This is a genomic window from Paraburkholderia nemoris (assembly GCF_905221015.1).
Lineage (GTDB): Bacteria > Pseudomonadota > Gammaproteobacteria > Burkholderiales > Burkholderiaceae > Paraburkholderia > Paraburkholderia nemoris.
This window is the reverse complement of the sequence record NZ_CAJNBO010000004.1, coordinates 54,454-71,491: the sequence shown is the minus strand read 5'-3', so window position 1 is coordinate 71,491 and position 17,038 is coordinate 54,454. Positions and strand designations below refer to the sequence as shown.

The following is a 17,038-nucleotide window of genomic DNA, read 5'->3' as shown; positions in this document are numbered from 1 at the left end:
CCTTTGTCATGGCTACGCATGGACTTGTTTTGTTTGCGCATGGCGCTAGGGATGTGCGGTGGCGGGAGCCGTTTGAGAGGCTTGCTGAGAAGGTTCGCGCTGCGCGCGGCGCGGATGCCGGGGCGGTTTTGTTGGCTTTTCTTGAGTTGATGGAGCCGGATTTGCCTACTGCTGTTGGTTCTCTTGTCTCCGACGGGTGTTCTGTTGTGACTGTTGTGCCTGTGTTTTTTGGGCAAGGTGGGCATGTGCGGAGGGATCTGCCGGAGGTGATTGAGAGGTGTCGGGGGGTGTATCCTGCGGTTGAGATTCGGTGCGCTGTTGCTGTTGGCGAGGATGAAGGTGTGTTGGATGCTGTTGCTGGGTATTGCCTTCGGCAAGGTTGATTTTTTGCCTGCGCGGCGCTTTCGTCCGTGCTCTTAGGGCTTTGGCCTTTCCTTGAATTGTTAGTGGTCTATTAGCGTTGCCCCTGTGCGGGGCGGCACTTACTTTCTTTGCCGCCGCAAAGAAAGATAAGCAAAGAAAGCGGCTCAAACCGCTAATGCTAAGCGGGCACCGTGGTTTGCCTGGGGTAGTGGTGCGACTGGAATCCGTGCTCTCCCACGTTCCGCGCTAGTGACAAAGGACTCATCAGCTCCCACTCCGCACTGCGTGCGTCGCGGACGGGTCTGCAGGGGAAACCACCGGCTTCGGTGGGTGCAGCGGGAGCCGTCGGCTTCGCCTCGGCGACGTGCTGAAAATACCGTTTTTTTGACGCTTGCTGAATCAATTCCCCGTTCTTTCCGGAATGACGAAGTGCTGATTAAAAAGCCGCTCGGATTCGCGCAGTCCTTCGTCCGTAAAGATCACGGACTTCGTCTTGTTGACCGGGTCTTCGATGAAGCCTCTTTCATGAAGTCGGTTCAGCACATCCCAGTCGAAGCCTTTCCATGCGCGGTATCGGTCATGCAGGGTCAGGTAGAGAAGGGCTAGGGCGACTTCGTCAATTGCATCGATATTGATATTCATGTTCATGGTGCTCCTGCTGCTGCCTTCCTGACACGCACATAAAACCGTTCGAGGCTAGCCAGTGTCTCATCAGTTGATCTACTCCAGACAAACGGTTTGCGTGACCGCTGTCTGCTCATCGTTGCCTCCTCGTCTCAAGTGCCAGACAAAACACGTTGGTACGTGATCGGCATCATTCAATGAATTTTTAACTCAAGACGCTGGCGATCGCAAGTGTGCCCTGACGCCCGGGCCAGCCATTAATCTAATAGCGCAACATGGGCGTAACGATAGCTAGTTGCTGGCAGGATTTCCGCAGCGTATCGACAACAACGCACGATTTGGTGAAGTACTCTTCGGCGCGCGGAGCGCCGCCGGAAGTATGACGCCCTTCTCACTGACGTATGCAGGTGCACGAACCCAGATTCCAGATTAAGCTAGTCACGGCAAAACCATCTAGTTACAACATAAAAAGGCGCGAGCGCCTTTTTATGTTTGTAGCCTAGTACCGCGGGTTTTTGTCAGTGTGCTGTTGCAATAGGGCGCGTGATCGTTTTAAAACGCCCTTGCCTGTTGCGCATTGTTCCCATTGCGCGCGTGCCTCTGCAATTTTCCGGTGCCCTCTGCGTGGCCTTCGCCAGAAGGTTCGCTGCGCGACGCGCGGTAATGCAGCTTTGCGGTACTCCCTTCGCATCAAGCGCGATGATCTGGTACAACTCGCGATCAATCTCGACTTCTCGCCGATAATCCTCGCCAGTGTCGATCAGTACTTCCAGCAGTTTTCGCTGACGATGCCTCTCTTCCCGCGTCACCGCCGGACTCCTGAATATCGAGGCCGCAAGCGTAACCAACTTGTCCAGTTGGCTTAGTTGCCGGTCAACCAGTCCGAAAGCAGACAGGGCAAGTTTTTCGTACTGAAGTGCGTCAACGGGTGGGCGCGATGTGGTTCGTGAATTCTTGGCGGATTTACTCATGGCGCGATCTCCCTGAAACTTACCTGGACCGCCCAACACACAATTTGCGCTGTGGTGAGCGGGCTCAGTGATACGGTTGGCAGACTGGCACCACAGCAAACCAGCAGACCCGAAGATCTCCCTATCACGGCCCGCCCATAGCAAGAAGACGCGCTGAAACAGACGCACGACCTGCCGGGGCAGGAGTACGTGCGTGGTGTGCAGGCTGCCAAGCCTGGCCATCGCTGACTCGACGGCGAATTGAGTTTAAAACGTATCGTTTCGCGAGTGATCGCCTGCCAGGGATAAAGAGTGCCGGAAACCATCATTTCCGAAATTTCCCAACCGCGCGCCCAAACACAGGACTACAGCACCGAAGAAACTTCAGCAAAGAAACGGAGCATTGATAGATAACCGACCGCGACGTCGCGCGAAGCGCGACGGGGCAAACGCTTCCGGCGAGCACGAAGTGTGAGACGGGAAGTATGACGCCCTTGTCACTAACGCCGAATGCGAGAGAACACAGATTCCAGATGCACCACTACCCGTTGCAGGCTACGGTGCCCACTTAGCAGGGGCTTCTAGCGCCGCTTTCTTTGCTTATCTTTCTTTGCGGCGGCAAAGAAAGTAAGTGCCGCCCCGCACAGGGGCAACACTAATAGACCACTAACAATTCAAGGAAAGGCACCAAAGCCAGAACAAGGAAAGCCCAAAGCCCCAAGAACACGGCCAAAACAAGCACCGCAAAAGGCAAAACAAAACCTCAAGCAGCCACCAACATCCCATCCGCGGAGCGAGCCCCCTGCTGCCGAGCAGCAAAAGCCTCCCCAATCATCAGCAGACTAGGCTGCGAAGCATCAAGCCACTGCTGAGCCTCGCCACAAGCGAGGCCCGAAAGCGTAAGAGTAAGCATCCGCTCACGAGGCGTACTACACGCCTCCACAATCGCCACAGGAGTCGCCCCATCGCGCCCAGCATCAATCAACTCTTGCGCGATCTCAGGCCCGCTATCCCGCCCCATATAGAACACGAGCGAATCAGCATTCACCTGCTCCCGAATCGCCGCTGTATCAGCCGCCCGGCTATGCGTCGCCAACGCAACACTGCGAGACACCCCGCGAAGCGTCAACGACCGCTTCAACGTCGCCGCACTGGCAAGCGCCGCCGTAATCCCTGGCACGACCTCATACTCAATACCCGCCGCCTCGAGCGCCCGCATCTCCTCATCGGCGCGCCCAAACAACATCGGATCGCCGCCCTTCAGCCGCACCACCACATCGTGCTCAAGCGCCGCATCCACGATCTGCTTGTTGATGAACTGCTGCGCCGTCGACAGTTGCCCGCACCGCTTGCCAACCGCAATCCGCCGCGCGTGGGAAGGTGCGTAGTCGAGCATCGCCGGCTCGACAAGCGCGTCGTGCAACACGACATCAGCCGTGCCGAGCAGCCGCGCGCCGCGCACCGTGATGAGATCCGCGGCCCCTGGCCCTGCACCGATCAGATACACCTTACCCATTCGCCTTAACCCCATTCGTCCAGTTCGTGCGAAACCCGAAACCGCGAGCGCGCGTCAGTTACCCAGTCGGTGACTCAAGCCGAAAACGCCCGGATCATCCCGGCCGCGACCGTGTGGTGCGTCGCTTCGTCGATCAGCACGAATGCGCCCGTGCCCTGATGCGAGTCGTACACGTCGCACACCAGCGGCTTTTGCAACGTCAGCGACACGCGGCCGATGTCGTTCATCGTCAGGTCTTTGCGATCGGTCGCCTGCGACAACGTATGCACGTCGAGCACTTCCTTGATCGCACCAATCCGAGCGAACACCGTGTTGGTGGTCTGCTTCAACAGATACTTGCGTTGCGTCGACAGCGGCGTGTCGTCGAACCAGCACAGGTCGGCTTCCAGCTTCTTGGCCGGTTCCGGCGCTGCTTCGCGCAGCACGAAGGTATCGCCGCGCGATACGTCGACGTCTTCCGCCAAGCGGATCGTCACGGTTTGGCCGGCAAACGCGCGGTCCACCGCTGCCGTTCCGCCCGTCACCGGTGCGATGATCTCGGCAACCGTCGCTTCACGGTTCGCCGGCAGCACAACGATGGTATCGCCGACCTTCACCTCGCCCGCTTCGACACGGCCCATGTAGCCGCGGAAATCGTCGGCCTGGCTGCCGTCCTGACGTGCGACCCATTGCACCGGGAAACGCAGCGCCTGACCCGTCGGAACTTCCACCGGCAACGCTTCGAGCAAATCGAGCAGCGGCTCGCCCGCGTACCACGGCATGCTTTCGCTAGCGGTCACGATGTTGTCGCCCTTCAGCGCCGACACCGGCACGAAGCGCACATCGTTCAGACCGAGTTGACGCGCGAGTTCGACATACGCATCGCGAATCTCGTTGAAACGCGTTTCGCTATAGTCGACGAGGTCCATCTTGTTGATCGCGACGATCGCGTGTTGCAAGCCGAGCAGCTTCACCAGCGCGCTGTGGCGCTTGGTTTGCGGCAGCAGTTGCGCGACGCCATCGATGAACGTCACACGCGTTGCGTCGACCAGGATAATCGCTGCGTGTGCCGTCGACGCGCCCGTCACCATGTTGCGCGTGTACTGCTCGTGGCCCGGCGTATCGGCGATGATGAACTTGCGCTTGGCCGTTGCGAAGTAGCGGTATGCAACGTCGATCGTAATGCCCTGTTCGCGTTCGGCTTCGAGGCCGTCCGTCAACAAAGACAAATCGATTTCGTCGCCAACGGTACGCTTATTCTTTGCGCGCGACAGTGCGGAGAGCTGGTCGCTCAATACCGCCTTGCTGTCGTACAACAAGCGGCCGATCAACGTGCTCTTGCCATCGTCGACGCTACCCGCAGTGATGAAACGCAGCACGCCGAGGTCTTCTGGTTGATGAATACCGCTCATGATTGCTTTACCCTCGTCGTGTGCTTAGAAATAACCTTGCTTCTTACGCTGTTCCATCGCGGCTTCGGAGACCTGATCGTCCATCCGCGTCGCGCCGCGTTCCGTGATTTCGGTCACGGCCGTTTCGGCGATGATCTTCTCGAGATCATCCGCATCACTTTCCACCGGGCACGTGCAGCTGATATCGCCCACGGTGCGGAAGCGCACCAGCGCGGTTTCGCTGGTCTCACCTTCACGCATCGGCGTAAGCGGCGTAACCGGCACGAGCAAACCATTGCGGCGCACGATCTCGCGTTGATGCGCGTAATAGATCGATGGCAGCTCGAGTTGTTCGCGGGCGATGTACTGCCACACGTCGAGTTCAGTCCAGTTCGAGATCGGGAACACGCGCAGGTGTTCGCCGTTATGCAGACGCGCGTTATACAGGCTCCACAGTTCCGGGCGCTGCGCCTTCGGATCCCATTGGCCGAATTCGTCGCGGAACGAGAAGATCCGTTCTTTTGCCCGAGCCTTTTCTTCGTCGCGGCGCGCACCGCCGATCAGCGCGGTGTACTCATGTTCGGCGATCGTTTCGAGCAGCGTCACGGCTTGCGCAGCATTACGCGAATCCAGTTCGCGGCGCAGACGCACGGTGCCACGCTTGATCGAATCTTCAACGTGACCCACCACCAGTTCAGCGCCGATCTCTTTCGCGCGGCGATCGCGGAAGTCGATCACTTCGTCGTAGTTGTGACCGGTGTCGATATGCACGAGCGGGAACGGCAGCACGGTCTTGCGATTTGCGCCAATGCCGAAGGCCTTCAGCGCGAGGTGCAGCACCACGACCGAATCCTTGCCGCCCGAAAACAGCAACGCGGGCTTGCTGCATTCAGCGACCAGTTCGCGCAGGATGTGGATCGACTCGGCCTCGAGCCAATCGAGGTGATCCATCCGGTTCGCCGTGTTGGTAAGCGGTGCATTCACAGTGGAATCGAGCGTGGTGCTCATGTTTGGGTCCTTCGTTGATTCGCGTCGCAAACGGTTGCCTGCGTCGCGGAAGTATTCAAATCGGTATGTGAGGCGTTCAGGTCGAAAACCAAGACCTGAACTGCCTGAATGCTTTATGCCGAAGCGTTTTCGCTGCTGATGACGCTGATCGGCGTAATCGTCGTGATGTGCAGGCCGCATTCCTTCGTATCGCGCGACTCCCACCACCAGCGCCCTGCCCGGCTGTCTTCACCGGGGCGGATCGCGCGGGTACAAGGCTCGCAGCCGATGCTCGGATAACCGCGCGCATGCAGCGGATTGACCGGCACGTCCAATGCTTTCAGATAGTCCCACACTTCAGCTTCGGTCCAGTCCGTCAGCGGATTGAACTTGGCGATATTGCGAGCAGCGTCGTGTTCTTCCTCGTGCAGTTCAGCACGCGTCACCGACTGCTCGCGACGTTGGCCCGTCACCCATGCGCTGACATCCGACAGCGCGCGGTTCAACGGCTCGACCTTGCGGATTTCGCAGCAACGCTTGCGTAGATCGACGCTTTCATAAAACGCGTTCAGACCATGCGAGCCGACATACTCTTCAACCGCGGCAGCCTGCGGGTGAAACTGCTCGATATCGTAACCGTAGCGCTCTTTCACGCGATCGAGCATGCCCAGCGTTTCCGCGTGCAGACGGCCTGTGTTCAGCGAGAAAATGCCGATCTTGACGCCACGCGACAGAATCGCGTGCGTGAGCAACATGTCTTCCGCTGCGAGGCTGCTGGCGAGCTTCACGTTCGCGTGACGCGCGGCGATCGAATCGAGCAGCGCATCAAGGCGCTCGACCTTCGCAGCGAGTTCAGGCGTGAGCAATTGTGCGCCGCTCATGCCGAGGCCTTCGCCAGTTCGCCCGCTTCGCGGCGACGGAACAGCGGCGACGAGTTCACCGCACCCTGATAGTTGAAGCTGAATTCGTCGAATGCCTTAAGCGCGTCGTCGAAGTCTTTGTCTTCACGCAGTGCATACGCGTCGAAGCCGCAGCGGAACATGAACGCCAACTGATCGCGCAGTACGTCGCCGATCGCGCGCAGTTCGCCCTTGTAGCCATAACGCTCGCGCAACAGGCGGCCGATGCTATAGCCGCGGCCATCGCGGAACACCGGGAAGTCCACGCCGATCAGTGCGATCGTGTCGAAGTCGCCGACGATATCCGCCGGTTCGCTATCCGCCGCGAGCCACACGCCGATTTCAGCGGTGCTGCGCGAAGCGATCAGCGCCTCGCGCGAAGCCTGCCACAGCGCGAGCGGCACCAGCACTTTGCCGGCCGGCAAGGCGTCGACTGCGGGCAGCGTGCCGTCTTCAGCGGCGCGCACCACCGTCCAGTCATCGTTGACGATCGCGCGATTCTTGATAATAGAAGCCATCTGTTCAGTATCCTTTTCGCGGTTACGCGTGAGCCGGTTGACGCGAGGCGTACACACGTTCCTTGAACGGGGCCATGCCGATGCGGTTGTACGTTTCGATGAAGCGCTCGCCTTCGTGGCGATTCTCCACGAACGTGTCGATCACTTTGCTCATCACGTCCGGCATTTCTTCCGCCGAGAACGAAGGGCCGATCACGCGGCCGAGATGCGCACCAGTTGCACCCGTGCCCTGCTCGCCGCCGAGCGTCACCTGATACCACTCCGAGCCGTCCTTATCGACGCCCAGAATGCCGATGTTGCCGACGTGGTGGTGACCGCAAGCATTGATACAACCCGAGATGTTCAGCGACACGTCGCCGAGGTCGTATACGTAGTCGAGATCGTTGAAACGTTCCTGAATCGCCAGCGCGATCGGAATCGACTTCGCATTCGCGAGCGAGCAAAAATCGCCGCCCGGGCACGCGATGATGTCGGTCAGCAAACCGATGTTCGGCGTCGCGAAACCTTGTGCCTTGGCTTTTTCCCACAGCGCGAACAGGTCGCGCTTCTTCACGTTCGCGAGAATCAGGTTCTGTTCGTGCGACACGCGGATTTCGCCGAGCGAGTACTCGTCGGCCCAGTCGGCGACCGCTTCCATCTGCGCGTCGGTAGCATCGCCCGGGGCGATCGTGGTCGGCTTCAGCGACAACGTGACGGACGAATAGCCCGACACTTTGTGAGGACGCACGTTACGTTCGACCCAACGGGCAAACGCACGGTTTTCCAGCAGGTGGTTCTCGAACGAAGCATCCGTATCGGGCAGCTTTTCGTACACCGGCGGCTGGAAGTATTGCGACACGCGGTCGACTTCGGCTTGCGTCAGCGTCGAAGGACCGTCTTTCAGGTGGTGCCATTCTTCTTCGACCTGCGCCGAGAATTTCTCCGGGCTCAGCGCCTTCACGAGAATCTTGATGCGCGCCTTGTACATGTTGTCGCGGCGGCCGTAGCGGTTGTACACGCGCAGCACGGCTTCGCAGTACGTCAGCAGATGTTGCCACGGCAGATCCTTGCGGATGATCGCGCCGATGATCGGCGTACGGCCCATGCCGCCGCCGGCCAGGATGTCGGCCACCAGTTCGCCCTGCTCGTTCCTCTTCAGATACACGCCCATGTCGTGGATCTGCACGGCGGCACGGTCTTCCTTCGAACCCGAAACGGCAATCTTGAACTTACGCGGCAACCACGCGAATTCCGGGTGGAACGTCGACCATTGGCGCAGGATTTCTGCCCAGGGGCGCGGATCCACCACTTCGTCCGGCGCCACACCGGCGAACTGGTCGGCCGTGATGTTACGGATACAGTTGCCCGAAGTCTGGATGCCGTGCATCTGCACAGCCGCGAGCTTGCGCAGGATTTCCGGCGTCTCTTCGAGCTGGATCCAGTTGTACTGGATGTTCGAGCGCGTCGAAAAGTGACCATAGCCGCGGTCGTGCACGCGCGCGATCTCGGCCAGCACGCGCATCTGGTCGCTGCGCAGGTTGCCGTACGGAATCGCGATGCGGTGCATGTACGCGTGACGCTGCATGTACAGGCCGTTCTGCAGACGCAACGGACGGAACTCCTCTTCGCTCAATTCGCCCGACAAGCGGCGGCGAACCTGATCGGCGTATTGCGCGACCCGCTCATCGACGATGGTCTGGTCGTACTGATCGTATTGGTACATTCGGGGACCCCAATTTTTTGCGTGACACACGGCAGTCCGGTTCCGCCGCGTCCTGGATATCTCTATTTGTCAGTCCAGCCGAGTCAGGGTTTAGACCCATCTCTCATTTGCTTATGACAAATACAGATATCCATATTGAAAAAGATGGACAGATCGTAATAAACTCGCCTTATATTTCAAACGACTAAAAAATTCTTTTGATATGCGGAGAGGTTATATATGAACCTGCATCAATTCCGCTTCGTCCGCGAGGCTGTGCGGCAGAATTTCAACCTGACCGAAGCGGCCAAAGCACTGTTTACAAGCCAGCCGGGCGTCTCCAAGGCGATCATCGAGCTGGAAGACGAGCTGGGCGTCGAAATCTTCACACGACACGGCAAGCGCGTGCGCTCGCTAACCGAGCCGGGGCGCATCATTCTTCAGTCGGTTGAGAAGATTCTGCAGGAAGTGGAGAGCCTCAAGCGGGTCGGTAAAGATTACGCGGCCCAGGATCAGGGCAACCTGGTGATCGCCGCCACCCACACCCAGGCGCGCTACTCACTTCCGGCCGCCATCGCCGAATTCAAGAAGCGCTTCCCGAAAGTTCACCTTTCAATTCTGCAAGGCAGCCCGACCCAAGTGGCCGAAATGGTCATCCATGACCAGGCCGACCTCTGCATCGCCACCGAAGCGATCGCTAACTATAAGGAGCTGGTTTCGCTGCCCTGCTTCCAGTGGCACCACGTCGCCGTGATGCAGCCGGATCATCCGCTGCTCGACCGCAAACTTTTGTCGCTGGATGATCTGACCCAATATCCGCTGATTACGTACGACAACGCATTCGCCGGCCGCACCAAGATCAACGAGGCGTTCCGCCTGCGCGGGCTGCATCCGGACATCGTGCTGGAAGCGATCGACGCCGACGTGATCAAGACCTACGTGGAACTGGGTCTCGGCGTCGGCATCATGGCGGATATCGCGTTCAACGCCGAACGCGACCGCCATTTGCGCGCCATGCCGGTCGGCCATCTGTTCGGCAGCAATGTGACGCGGGTCGCGCTGAAACAGGGCGCCTATCTGCGCAGCTATGTGTATACGCTCGTCGAACTGCTGTCGCCGAGCATGAACCGCAAGCTGATCGAACAGGCGCTCAAAGGCGAACACGAAACCTACGAACTTTGAACTGACCACGCTTCCCGCTACGGAGACCCTTGATGATGTCGCATAAGAACAAACTTCGCGGCCTGGCCGCTCTCGGCGCGCTCTTGCTCGCTACCGTAGCACAGGCCGACATCAAGGTCGGCATCGATCTGTCGAGCACCGGCCCGGCGGCCGTGATCGGCATTACCAGCAAAAACGCGATGCTGATGTGGCCGGCCACGATCGCCGGCCAGAAAGCCGACTACATCTTCCTCGACGACGCCTCCGACCCGGGCGCTGCGGTGCGCAACATCCGCAAGCTGATCAATGAGGACCATGTCGACGTGATCGTCGGCCCGAATATCACGCCGGCCGCGATGGCCGCTCTCGATCCGGTCGCGGAAAGCCAGACGCCGATGATTACGCTAATCGGCTCGGCAAGCGTGGTCGAACCGCAGGAAGGCAAGAAGGTGTGGGCCTACAAGATGGCGCAGACCGACAGCGCGATGGCCGACGTGATGACGCGCTACATGTCGAACCACAACGTAAAGACGGTGGGCTTCATCGGTTTCGCGGACGGTTACGGCGAAAGCTGGCTCAACGAGTTCAGCAAGTTCGCGGCCTTGCGGCATATTCAACTGGTGGCCACCGAACGCTATAACCGGACGGATGCCAGCGTCACCGGCCAGATCCTCAAGCTGATGGCCGCGAAGCCCGACGCGATCCTGATCGCCGGCGCCGGCACGCCGACCGTGCTGCCGCAGCGCACGCTGATCGAACGCGGTTTCAAAGGCCCGATCTATCAGACGCACGGCATCGCCACGCCCGAGTTCATCAAGCTGGGCGGCAAGGACGTGGAAGGCACGCTGTTCCCGACGCAGCCGGTCGTGGTGGCGCGCACATTGCCGGCCGATCATCCGGCGAAGAAGGCGGCGCTTGCGTTCACCAATGAATACGAAGCGAAGTATGGCCCAGGCAGCGTGACCCAATTTGCGGGCGATGCGGCGGGCGTGTACCCGCGTTTGCAGGATGCCGTTGCGCGCGCGTTGAAGACGGCGCCGCCGGGCACGCCGGCTTTCCGCACCGCATTGCGTGACGAACTGGAGCATGCGCATGAACTGGTCGTGCCGAACGGCGTGGTCAATACAAGCCCGAAGGACCACGTTGGGCTGGATCAACGCGCGAGCGTGATGGGCATCATCAAGAACGGCAAGTTCGTTTATTTGAGCCAGTAAGCAGGCCATGCGCGTGGCGGGGTCGATCCCGGTTCAGCCACGCGCATCGCACTGCCCATCGCCACCGTCTGTCCGTCTGAATTTGTCACTTTTAGTCAATATGCACGCCTGCCGCCCGAACGCACCGTTCGAGCGGCGCGTGCCATGCAAGCTGCGTGTAACATGCTGACGGCCAGCTTGCAGCGAACTGCGAGTTCTGGCTAATTTTGCCGACTCCGTGCGAGCGTGCGGCGCCTTGAGACCACGAGGCCGCGGCCCCTCGCCAGCCCGTGAAGTCCGTCAGACCGCGCATGCTAAAAACCAGAAAACGCATCTTCATCGCCGCCGTTGTAGCCGTTGTGATCCTCGCCATCGCGATCGGCCACGCCATCAGGAAGCGCAACGGCGCCGTTGCCGCCGCCGTCGAGGCCCCTTCTTCCGTCGTCGAATTCGCGCCTGACGACCTCACCACCGTGAGCCGCCGCACTCTCTCCGAAACGCTGCCGCTGACCGGCTCGCTGCGCGCCGTTACGCAAGCCGCCGTCAAATCGAAAGTGGCCGGCTCGGCGCTCAACGTCATGGTGCGCGAAGGCGATCCGGTCAAGACCGGCCAGATCCTCGCGAAGATCGACGCCCGCGACTACGTCGCCCGTGCCGAACAGACACGCGGCCAGATGGCCGCCATGGCCGGCCAGCTCGATATCGCCAAACAAACGCTGGACAACAACCGCGTGCTGGTCGAAAAGGGCTTCATTTCAAAAAACGCCTTCGATACCGCGCAAAGCCAGTATCAAATCGCCCGCGCGAACCTCGATGCGGCGAAGGCGGCGCTGGCGTCGTCGAATCTGTCTTTGGACGATACCGTCGTGCGCTCGCCGCTCGACGGACAGATCGCCTCGCGCTCGGTCGAACCGGGCGAAAAGGTTGCTGTCGATACCAAACTGTTCGACGTGGTCGATCTGCGCACACTCGAACTGGAAGCGCCGGTACCGGTCGGCGAGATCGGCCGCGTGCGGATCGGCCAACCGATCCAGATCGCTTTCGACGGTATCGACGCACCGATTCAAGGCGCGATCACGCGCATCAACCCGGCCGCGCAGGCCGGCTCGCGTTCAATCATGGTGTATGTGCAGGTCGCCAATCCGGCGGGCACGTTGCGGGTCGGTATGTTCGGCACCGGCACGATCTCGGTCGGCAGCCGGCAGAACGTGCTGGTCGTCCCCGCCACCGCGATACGCACGGACGGCACGCGCCACAGCGTCTATGCGCTCGTCGACGGCAAGCTGGTCGAGCAACTGGTGCAAACCGGCGCGACAGGTAACGCCGATGGAGATACGTGGACCGAAATCGTCAGTGGCCCGTTGGCGCTCGGCCAACAGATCGTGAAGAACAATCTCGGCTCATTGCGGATCGGCAGCACCGCCCATGTAGTGCAGCCCGCTCAGCCCGTCCAACCCGGGCGGGCCGCCCCGCTAGCGGCCAGCGTGCCGGGCGCAAGCAGCGCACGCTGACCGGAGCCCCCGCCTATGTGGTTCACCCGCATCAGCATCGGCAACCCGGTGCTCGCCACGATGATGATGATGGCGCTGCTCGTCATCGGTCTATTCTCTTATCAGCGGCTCAAGGTCGATCAGTTCCCAGATATCGCGTTCCCCGTCGTGGTCGTGCAGACCGCGTATCCGGGGGCGTCGCCGGAATCGGTCGAATCCGACGTCACGCGCAAGATCGAGGAAGCGGTCAACACGATCAGCGGCATCGACGAAATCACTTCGCGTTCGTACGACGCGCAGTCGGTCGTGATCGTGCAATTCGATCTCTCTGTGGATGCCGTGCAGGCCGCCCAGGACGTGCGCGACAAAATCGCACTGATCCGCCCCGATCTGCGCGACGGCGTGAAGGACCCGCGCGTGCTGCGCTATGACCCGGCGGATATGCCGATCATCACGGTGGCTATCTCGAACGCGCCGGGCGCGTCGCTGTCTACGCGCGATCTCACCACCGTCGCCGATCAGATCGTGCGCAAGCGGCTCGAAACCGTACGCGGTGTCGGCTCGGTGTCGCTGGTGGGCGGCGTGAAGCGGCAAGTGCAAATCGATGTGAATCCGGAGAAGCTGCAGGCGCTTTCGATCGGCGTCGATCAGGTGATCCGCGCGGTGCAGAACGAGAATCAGGAGATTCCGGCCGGGCCGCTCACATCGAGCACTGTCGAGCAGACCGTGCAGGTCAAAGGCCGTTTTGAGAAACCGGGCGACTTCAAACGCATCATCGTCGCGCGGCGCGGCGCGCAGTCGGCGATTCCTACTGCTTCGTCGGCGACGCAACCGGTCACGCTCGACCAGGTGGCCGACGTGGTGGACGGTCAGCAGGAACCGGACAGCATGGCATTGCTGAACGGACAGCGCGCGCTGTTCCTGTCGATCATCAAGGCGCAGGGCGAGAACACGGTGGACGTCGCGCATGGTGTACGCGACGCAGTTGCTCTTCTGCAGCCGCAACTGCCGCCTGGCGTCAAGCTCGATATCACCGACGATTCGTCGATCAACATCGAAGAAAGCGTCAACGAAGTGAAGCGCACCTTGCTCGAAGGCGCGCTGTTGACGGTGCTGATCGTGTTCCTGTTCCTCGGCTCGTGGCGCAGCACGGTGATCACCGGCCTCACGCTGCCGATCGCGCTGATCGGAACCTTCGCGGTGATGTACGCATGCGGCTTCACGATCAACGTGATCACGCTGATGGCGCTCTCCTTATGCGTCGGCCTGCTGATCGACGACGCCATTGTTGTACGCGAGAACATTGTGCGGCACGTGCAACTCGGCGCGGACCATCGCACGGCCGCACTCGACGGCACCAAGGAAATCGCGCTCGCCGTCCTGGCGACCACCTTTTCGATCGTCGCGGTGTTCCTGCCGGTGGGCTTCATGGGCGGCATCATTGGCCGCTTCTTCCACCAGTTCGGTATCACGGTCGCCGCTGCCGTGCTGATCTCGATGTTCGTATCGTTCACGCTCGATCCCATGCTGTCCTCTATCTGGCCGGACCCCGATCTGCATGACGCGGACACGGGCCGCAAAGGCTATCGCTATGGACGCATCATCGAACGTTCCCTGCATCTGTTCGACAAGCAGATCGACCAGCTCACCGCGTTCTATCAGCGCCTGCTTGGCTGGTCGCTGAAGCATCGCGCGATCACCTTGGTCGTGGCGGCGGCCACGTTTTTCGGCAGCCTGCTTCTAGTGCCGTTCGTCGGCACCGAGTTCGTGCCGAATGCGGACTTCTCCGAGACGCAGATCGGTTTGAACACACCGGTGGGCACCTCGCTCGACGCCACCTCGGAAAAAGTAAAACAGGTGCAGGCGATTCTCGCCACCTACCCCGAAGTGCGCTTCAGCTATGCAACAGTCAACTCGGGCAACACGCAAGGCAAAAACACCGCGCTGATCACCGTGCGCCTGAAAGACCGGCGCGATCGCACGCGCGGCATGGTCGAACTGAACCAGGTGTTTCGCGCGCGGCTTGCCTCGGTGGCGGGCGTGTCGATTACCGAAATCGGCGTGCCCGATGGCGCGGGCAGCACGAAGGCAATCCAGTTGAGCTTGCAGGGCGACAACATCGACGAACTGCGCCGGCTTTCGGATGCAGCTCAGGCACAAATGGTCAAAATCCAGGGCCTCGTCGACCTCGATTCAAGTCTCAAGGCCGACAAACCGATCGTCGCGATCAATGTGAAGCGCGAGCTGGCGTCCGACCTCGGCGTGGGCGTGGCCGATATCGGCACCGCCTTGCGGCCGTTGCTCTCGGGCGACGCCATCAGCACATGGCGCGCGCCCGATGACCAGGACTACGACGTCAGCGTGCGCCTGCCGCGCTCGCAGCGCGAGGACGTCGACGATCTGGCGAAGGTCATGATCGCCACCAACCGCACCGACCCAAATGGTGCGCCAGTGCTGGTGCCGCTGCGGCAGATCGCGGACATCGTCAAGACAACCGGTCCCGATGTGTTGAACCGCCGTGACCTGCAACGCGAGGTGATGCTGTCGGCGAACGTAAATGGCCGCTCGCCCGGCGAAGTGGCCGCGGACGTCGCGAAAACGCTCGACGCGATGCATCTGCCGGCGGGCTACCACTACCGATTCGAAGGCTCGACCAAGAGCATGAACGAATCGTTCGTGTACGCGGTGGAGGCCTTGGCGCTCGCGGTGATTTTCATCTACATGATTCTTGCGTCGCAGTTCGCGAGCTTCGCGCAGCCGCTCGCGATCATGGCGTCGCTGCCGCTTACGCTGATCGGCGTGCTGATCGCGCTGCTGCTGTTCGGCAGTACGTTGAACATGTTTTCGATCATCGGCTTTGTGATGCTGATGGGTCTTGTGACGAAGAACGCGATTCTGCTGATCGACTTCGCGAATCAGGCGCGGCGCGGCACCTTGCTCGATGCTTCAGGCAAGGGGCGTGTGATGGAGCGGCGTGAAGCGCTGCTCGAAGCGGCGCGCGTGCGTCTGCGGCCGATTCTGATGACCACGCTGGCGATGATCTTCGGCATGCTGCCGCTGGCGGCGGCGCTCGGCGAAGGCGGGGAGCAACGCGGGCCGCTCGGGCAAACGGTGATCGGCGGCGTGATTACGTCGTCGATTCTGACGCTGGTGGTCGTGCCGGTGGTCTATACGGTGCTGGAGGATTGGGCGGATTGGCTGCGGAATAAATTCAGCAAAGTCAGAACCGCCAAACTGGAGCAATAGCCGCCCTATATGCCCAGGAACGCATTCCGGAAAGCCGACAACGTCCGGTCGGATCCATCGGCAAAGTCGTCCAGCATCTGAACGGCCGCACGTGCCAGCATGTCGCGCCTCAGCGTGTCGTATATGGCATCGTCCGAGAGGATCGCCGAGACGGCATCGAACGTTGCCGGCAAAGCGATTTGCCGCGATTCGCGGCCGAGTAGCGCGGAAGCCGCAAGACCCACATCGAAATCATGCAGCTCGAGCAGGTCTGCACCGTCCACCCAGATGCGATCGGTATTGCCCGCGTCCCAGTAGTTGCGAAGGATCAGAAGCAGGTCCGACGCATCGGTATTCCTGGAAACACGCCGGTCGTGCCATGCAAGGATTTTTAGAAGCGCAAGGGACGGCAGACTCACGACCGGCACCATGAGGCGTTCACCAAGATCAATCTCGACAGACGTGTCGATGGCCTCCCGGAACCCGAGAACATTCATCACAACCTCGCCACGGGGCGGCCAGGCGACCAACGTCCGGATCATCGAAAACCAGAGTCTGCCGTGCGCCGGCACTCGCCCTGAACAGGCCTGTCCGCTCGAGCCCGGCAATCAGGGTGCCATACGCATCCCAACTGACGGCACAAACGGCAACGTCGACATCGCGCGTCGCGCGCTCCGCGCGAATGCCGTGCACATGCCAAAGTATCAGGTCTCGTGCGGTCGCGCCGGCGACAACAAACTTCACGCCAAGCCGCTGCGCAGTTTCGTGGACGTGGGCAAGCAGCGCTGCGGTGACGGGGTGCACGGGCCGCTCTTCGGCAACTTTAAGGCTGGAAAATATACTGCTCATAGATTTGCGTAGCGACGGAAAGATTTCGACTGTCGCCTGAAGCGACGAGGTCCGCGTAGATGAGCAAGGGGTGGACTAGCGGCTGGCGGTCAGATTTGATCCAGGCATGCTCGAGAGACTCCGGCCAGAATGATTCAAGAATCTCGACATCGCCACGTGGATCAGGGCGCAGCCGCGCGCTCAGCATGAACTGACTGCCAAGTGGAGCACGG

At 60.6% G+C, this 17,038-nt stretch carries 15 protein-coding genes; 5 read left to right on the top strand and 10 right to left on the bottom strand.

Annotation, left to right across the window (positions count from 1 at the left end; all coding sequences use genetic code 11):
• The first annotated feature begins 8 nt into the window (after nucleotides 1-8).
• Nucleotides 9-383, top strand: coding sequence for a sirohydrochlorin chelatase (locus KHO33_RS07235; RefSeq protein ID WP_200564320.1), 375 nt, complete (start codon nucleotides 9-11; stop codon nucleotides 381-383).
• A 379-nt stretch (nucleotides 384-762) separates the two neighbouring features.
• Here KHO33_RS07235 and KHO33_RS07230 read toward each other — a convergent pair whose 3' ends face one another.
• The 8 genes from KHO33_RS07230 to KHO33_RS07195 form a co-directional block, all read right to left on the bottom strand.
• On the bottom strand, nucleotides 763-1,005 hold the full coding sequence (locus KHO33_RS07230) for a DUF6429 family protein (protein ID WP_054042893.1): 243 nt from the start codon (nucleotides 1,003-1,005) through the stop codon (nucleotides 763-765).
• Nucleotides 1,006-1,505: 500 nt separating this feature from the next.
• On the bottom strand, nucleotides 1,506-1,958 hold the full coding sequence (locus tag KHO33_RS07225) for a hypothetical protein (RefSeq protein WP_200564319.1): 453 nt from the start codon (nucleotides 1,956-1,958) through the stop codon (nucleotides 1,506-1,508).
• 742 nt (nucleotides 1,959-2,700) lie between these two features.
• On the bottom strand, nucleotides 2,701-3,453 hold the full coding sequence (gene cobA / locus KHO33_RS07220; RefSeq protein WP_200564318.1) for a uroporphyrinogen-III C-methyltransferase: 753 nt from the start codon (nucleotides 3,451-3,453) through the stop codon (nucleotides 2,701-2,703).
• 74 nt (nucleotides 3,454-3,527) lie between these two features.
• The gene (locus KHO33_RS07215; RefSeq protein ID WP_054042849.1) at nucleotides 3,528-4,844 is read right to left on the bottom strand and encodes a sulfate adenylyltransferase subunit 1; all 1,317 of its coding nucleotides are present in this window, start codon (nucleotides 4,842-4,844) and stop codon (nucleotides 3,528-3,530) included.
• 24 nt (nucleotides 4,845-4,868) lie between these two features.
• Nucleotides 4,869-5,831, bottom strand: a complete 963-nt coding sequence (cysD, locus tag KHO33_RS07210) for a sulfate adenylyltransferase subunit CysD (protein WP_054042851.1) — start codon at nucleotides 5,829-5,831, stop codon at nucleotides 4,869-4,871.
• Nucleotides 5,832-5,944: 113 nt separating this feature from the next.
• Complete coding sequence (locus KHO33_RS07205) at nucleotides 5,945-6,691, bottom strand: phosphoadenylyl-sulfate reductase (RefSeq protein WP_093636265.1); 747 nt, start codon at nucleotides 6,689-6,691, stop codon at nucleotides 5,945-5,947.
• The gene (locus KHO33_RS07200; protein ID WP_054042896.1) at nucleotides 6,688-7,227 is read right to left on the bottom strand and encodes a DUF934 domain-containing protein; all 540 of its coding nucleotides are present in this window, start codon (nucleotides 7,225-7,227) and stop codon (nucleotides 6,688-6,690) included. Before KHO33_RS07200 ends, KHO33_RS07205 begins: the two co-directional genes overlap by 4 nt.
• A 22-nt stretch (nucleotides 7,228-7,249) precedes the next feature.
• Nucleotides 7,250-8,929: a nitrite/sulfite reductase gene (locus KHO33_RS07195; protein WP_200564317.1), complete on the bottom strand. Its 1,680-nt coding sequence runs from the start codon at nucleotides 8,927-8,929 to the stop codon at nucleotides 7,250-7,252.
• 219 nt (nucleotides 8,930-9,148) lie between these two features.
• On the opposite strand from KHO33_RS07195, the gene KHO33_RS07190 reads away from it, so the two are divergent.
• From KHO33_RS07190 to KHO33_RS07175, 4 genes are all read left to right on the top strand, one after another.
• The gene (locus KHO33_RS07190; protein ID WP_007175965.1) at nucleotides 9,149-10,090 is read left to right on the top strand and encodes a CysB family HTH-type transcriptional regulator; all 942 of its coding nucleotides are present in this window, start codon (nucleotides 9,149-9,151) and stop codon (nucleotides 10,088-10,090) included.
• A 32-nt stretch (nucleotides 10,091-10,122) separates the two neighbouring features.
• Nucleotides 10,123-11,283: an ABC transporter substrate-binding protein gene (locus KHO33_RS07185; protein ID WP_200564316.1), complete on the top strand. Its 1,161-nt coding sequence runs from the start codon at nucleotides 10,123-10,125 to the stop codon at nucleotides 11,281-11,283.
• A 290-nt stretch (nucleotides 11,284-11,573) separates the two neighbouring features.
• Nucleotides 11,574-12,773 (top strand): efflux RND transporter periplasmic adaptor subunit, encoded by a 1,200-nt coding sequence (locus KHO33_RS07180; protein WP_200564315.1) that lies wholly within the window; start codon nucleotides 11,574-11,576, stop codon nucleotides 12,771-12,773.
• Nucleotides 12,774-12,788: 15 nt separating this feature from the next.
• A complete protein-coding gene (locus tag KHO33_RS07175) occupies nucleotides 12,789-15,998 on the top strand; it encodes an efflux RND transporter permease subunit (protein WP_200564314.1) in 3,210 nt (1,069 codons plus the stop codon).
• Nucleotides 15,999-16,003: 5 nt separating this feature from the next.
• On the opposite strand, the gene KHO33_RS42770 is transcribed toward KHO33_RS07175, so the two are convergent.
• Nucleotides 16,004-16,507, bottom strand: coding sequence for a nucleotidyl transferase AbiEii/AbiGii toxin family protein (locus KHO33_RS42770; protein ID WP_328822798.1), 504 nt, complete (start codon nucleotides 16,505-16,507; stop codon nucleotides 16,004-16,006).
• A gap of 293 nt (nucleotides 16,508-16,800) precedes the next feature.
• The gene (locus KHO33_RS07165) at nucleotides 16,801-17,013 is read right to left on the bottom strand and encodes a type IV toxin-antitoxin system AbiEi family antitoxin (protein ID WP_200564313.1); all 213 of its coding nucleotides are present in this window, start codon (nucleotides 17,011-17,013) and stop codon (nucleotides 16,801-16,803) included.
• Between the last annotated feature and the right edge of the window lie 25 nt (nucleotides 17,014-17,038).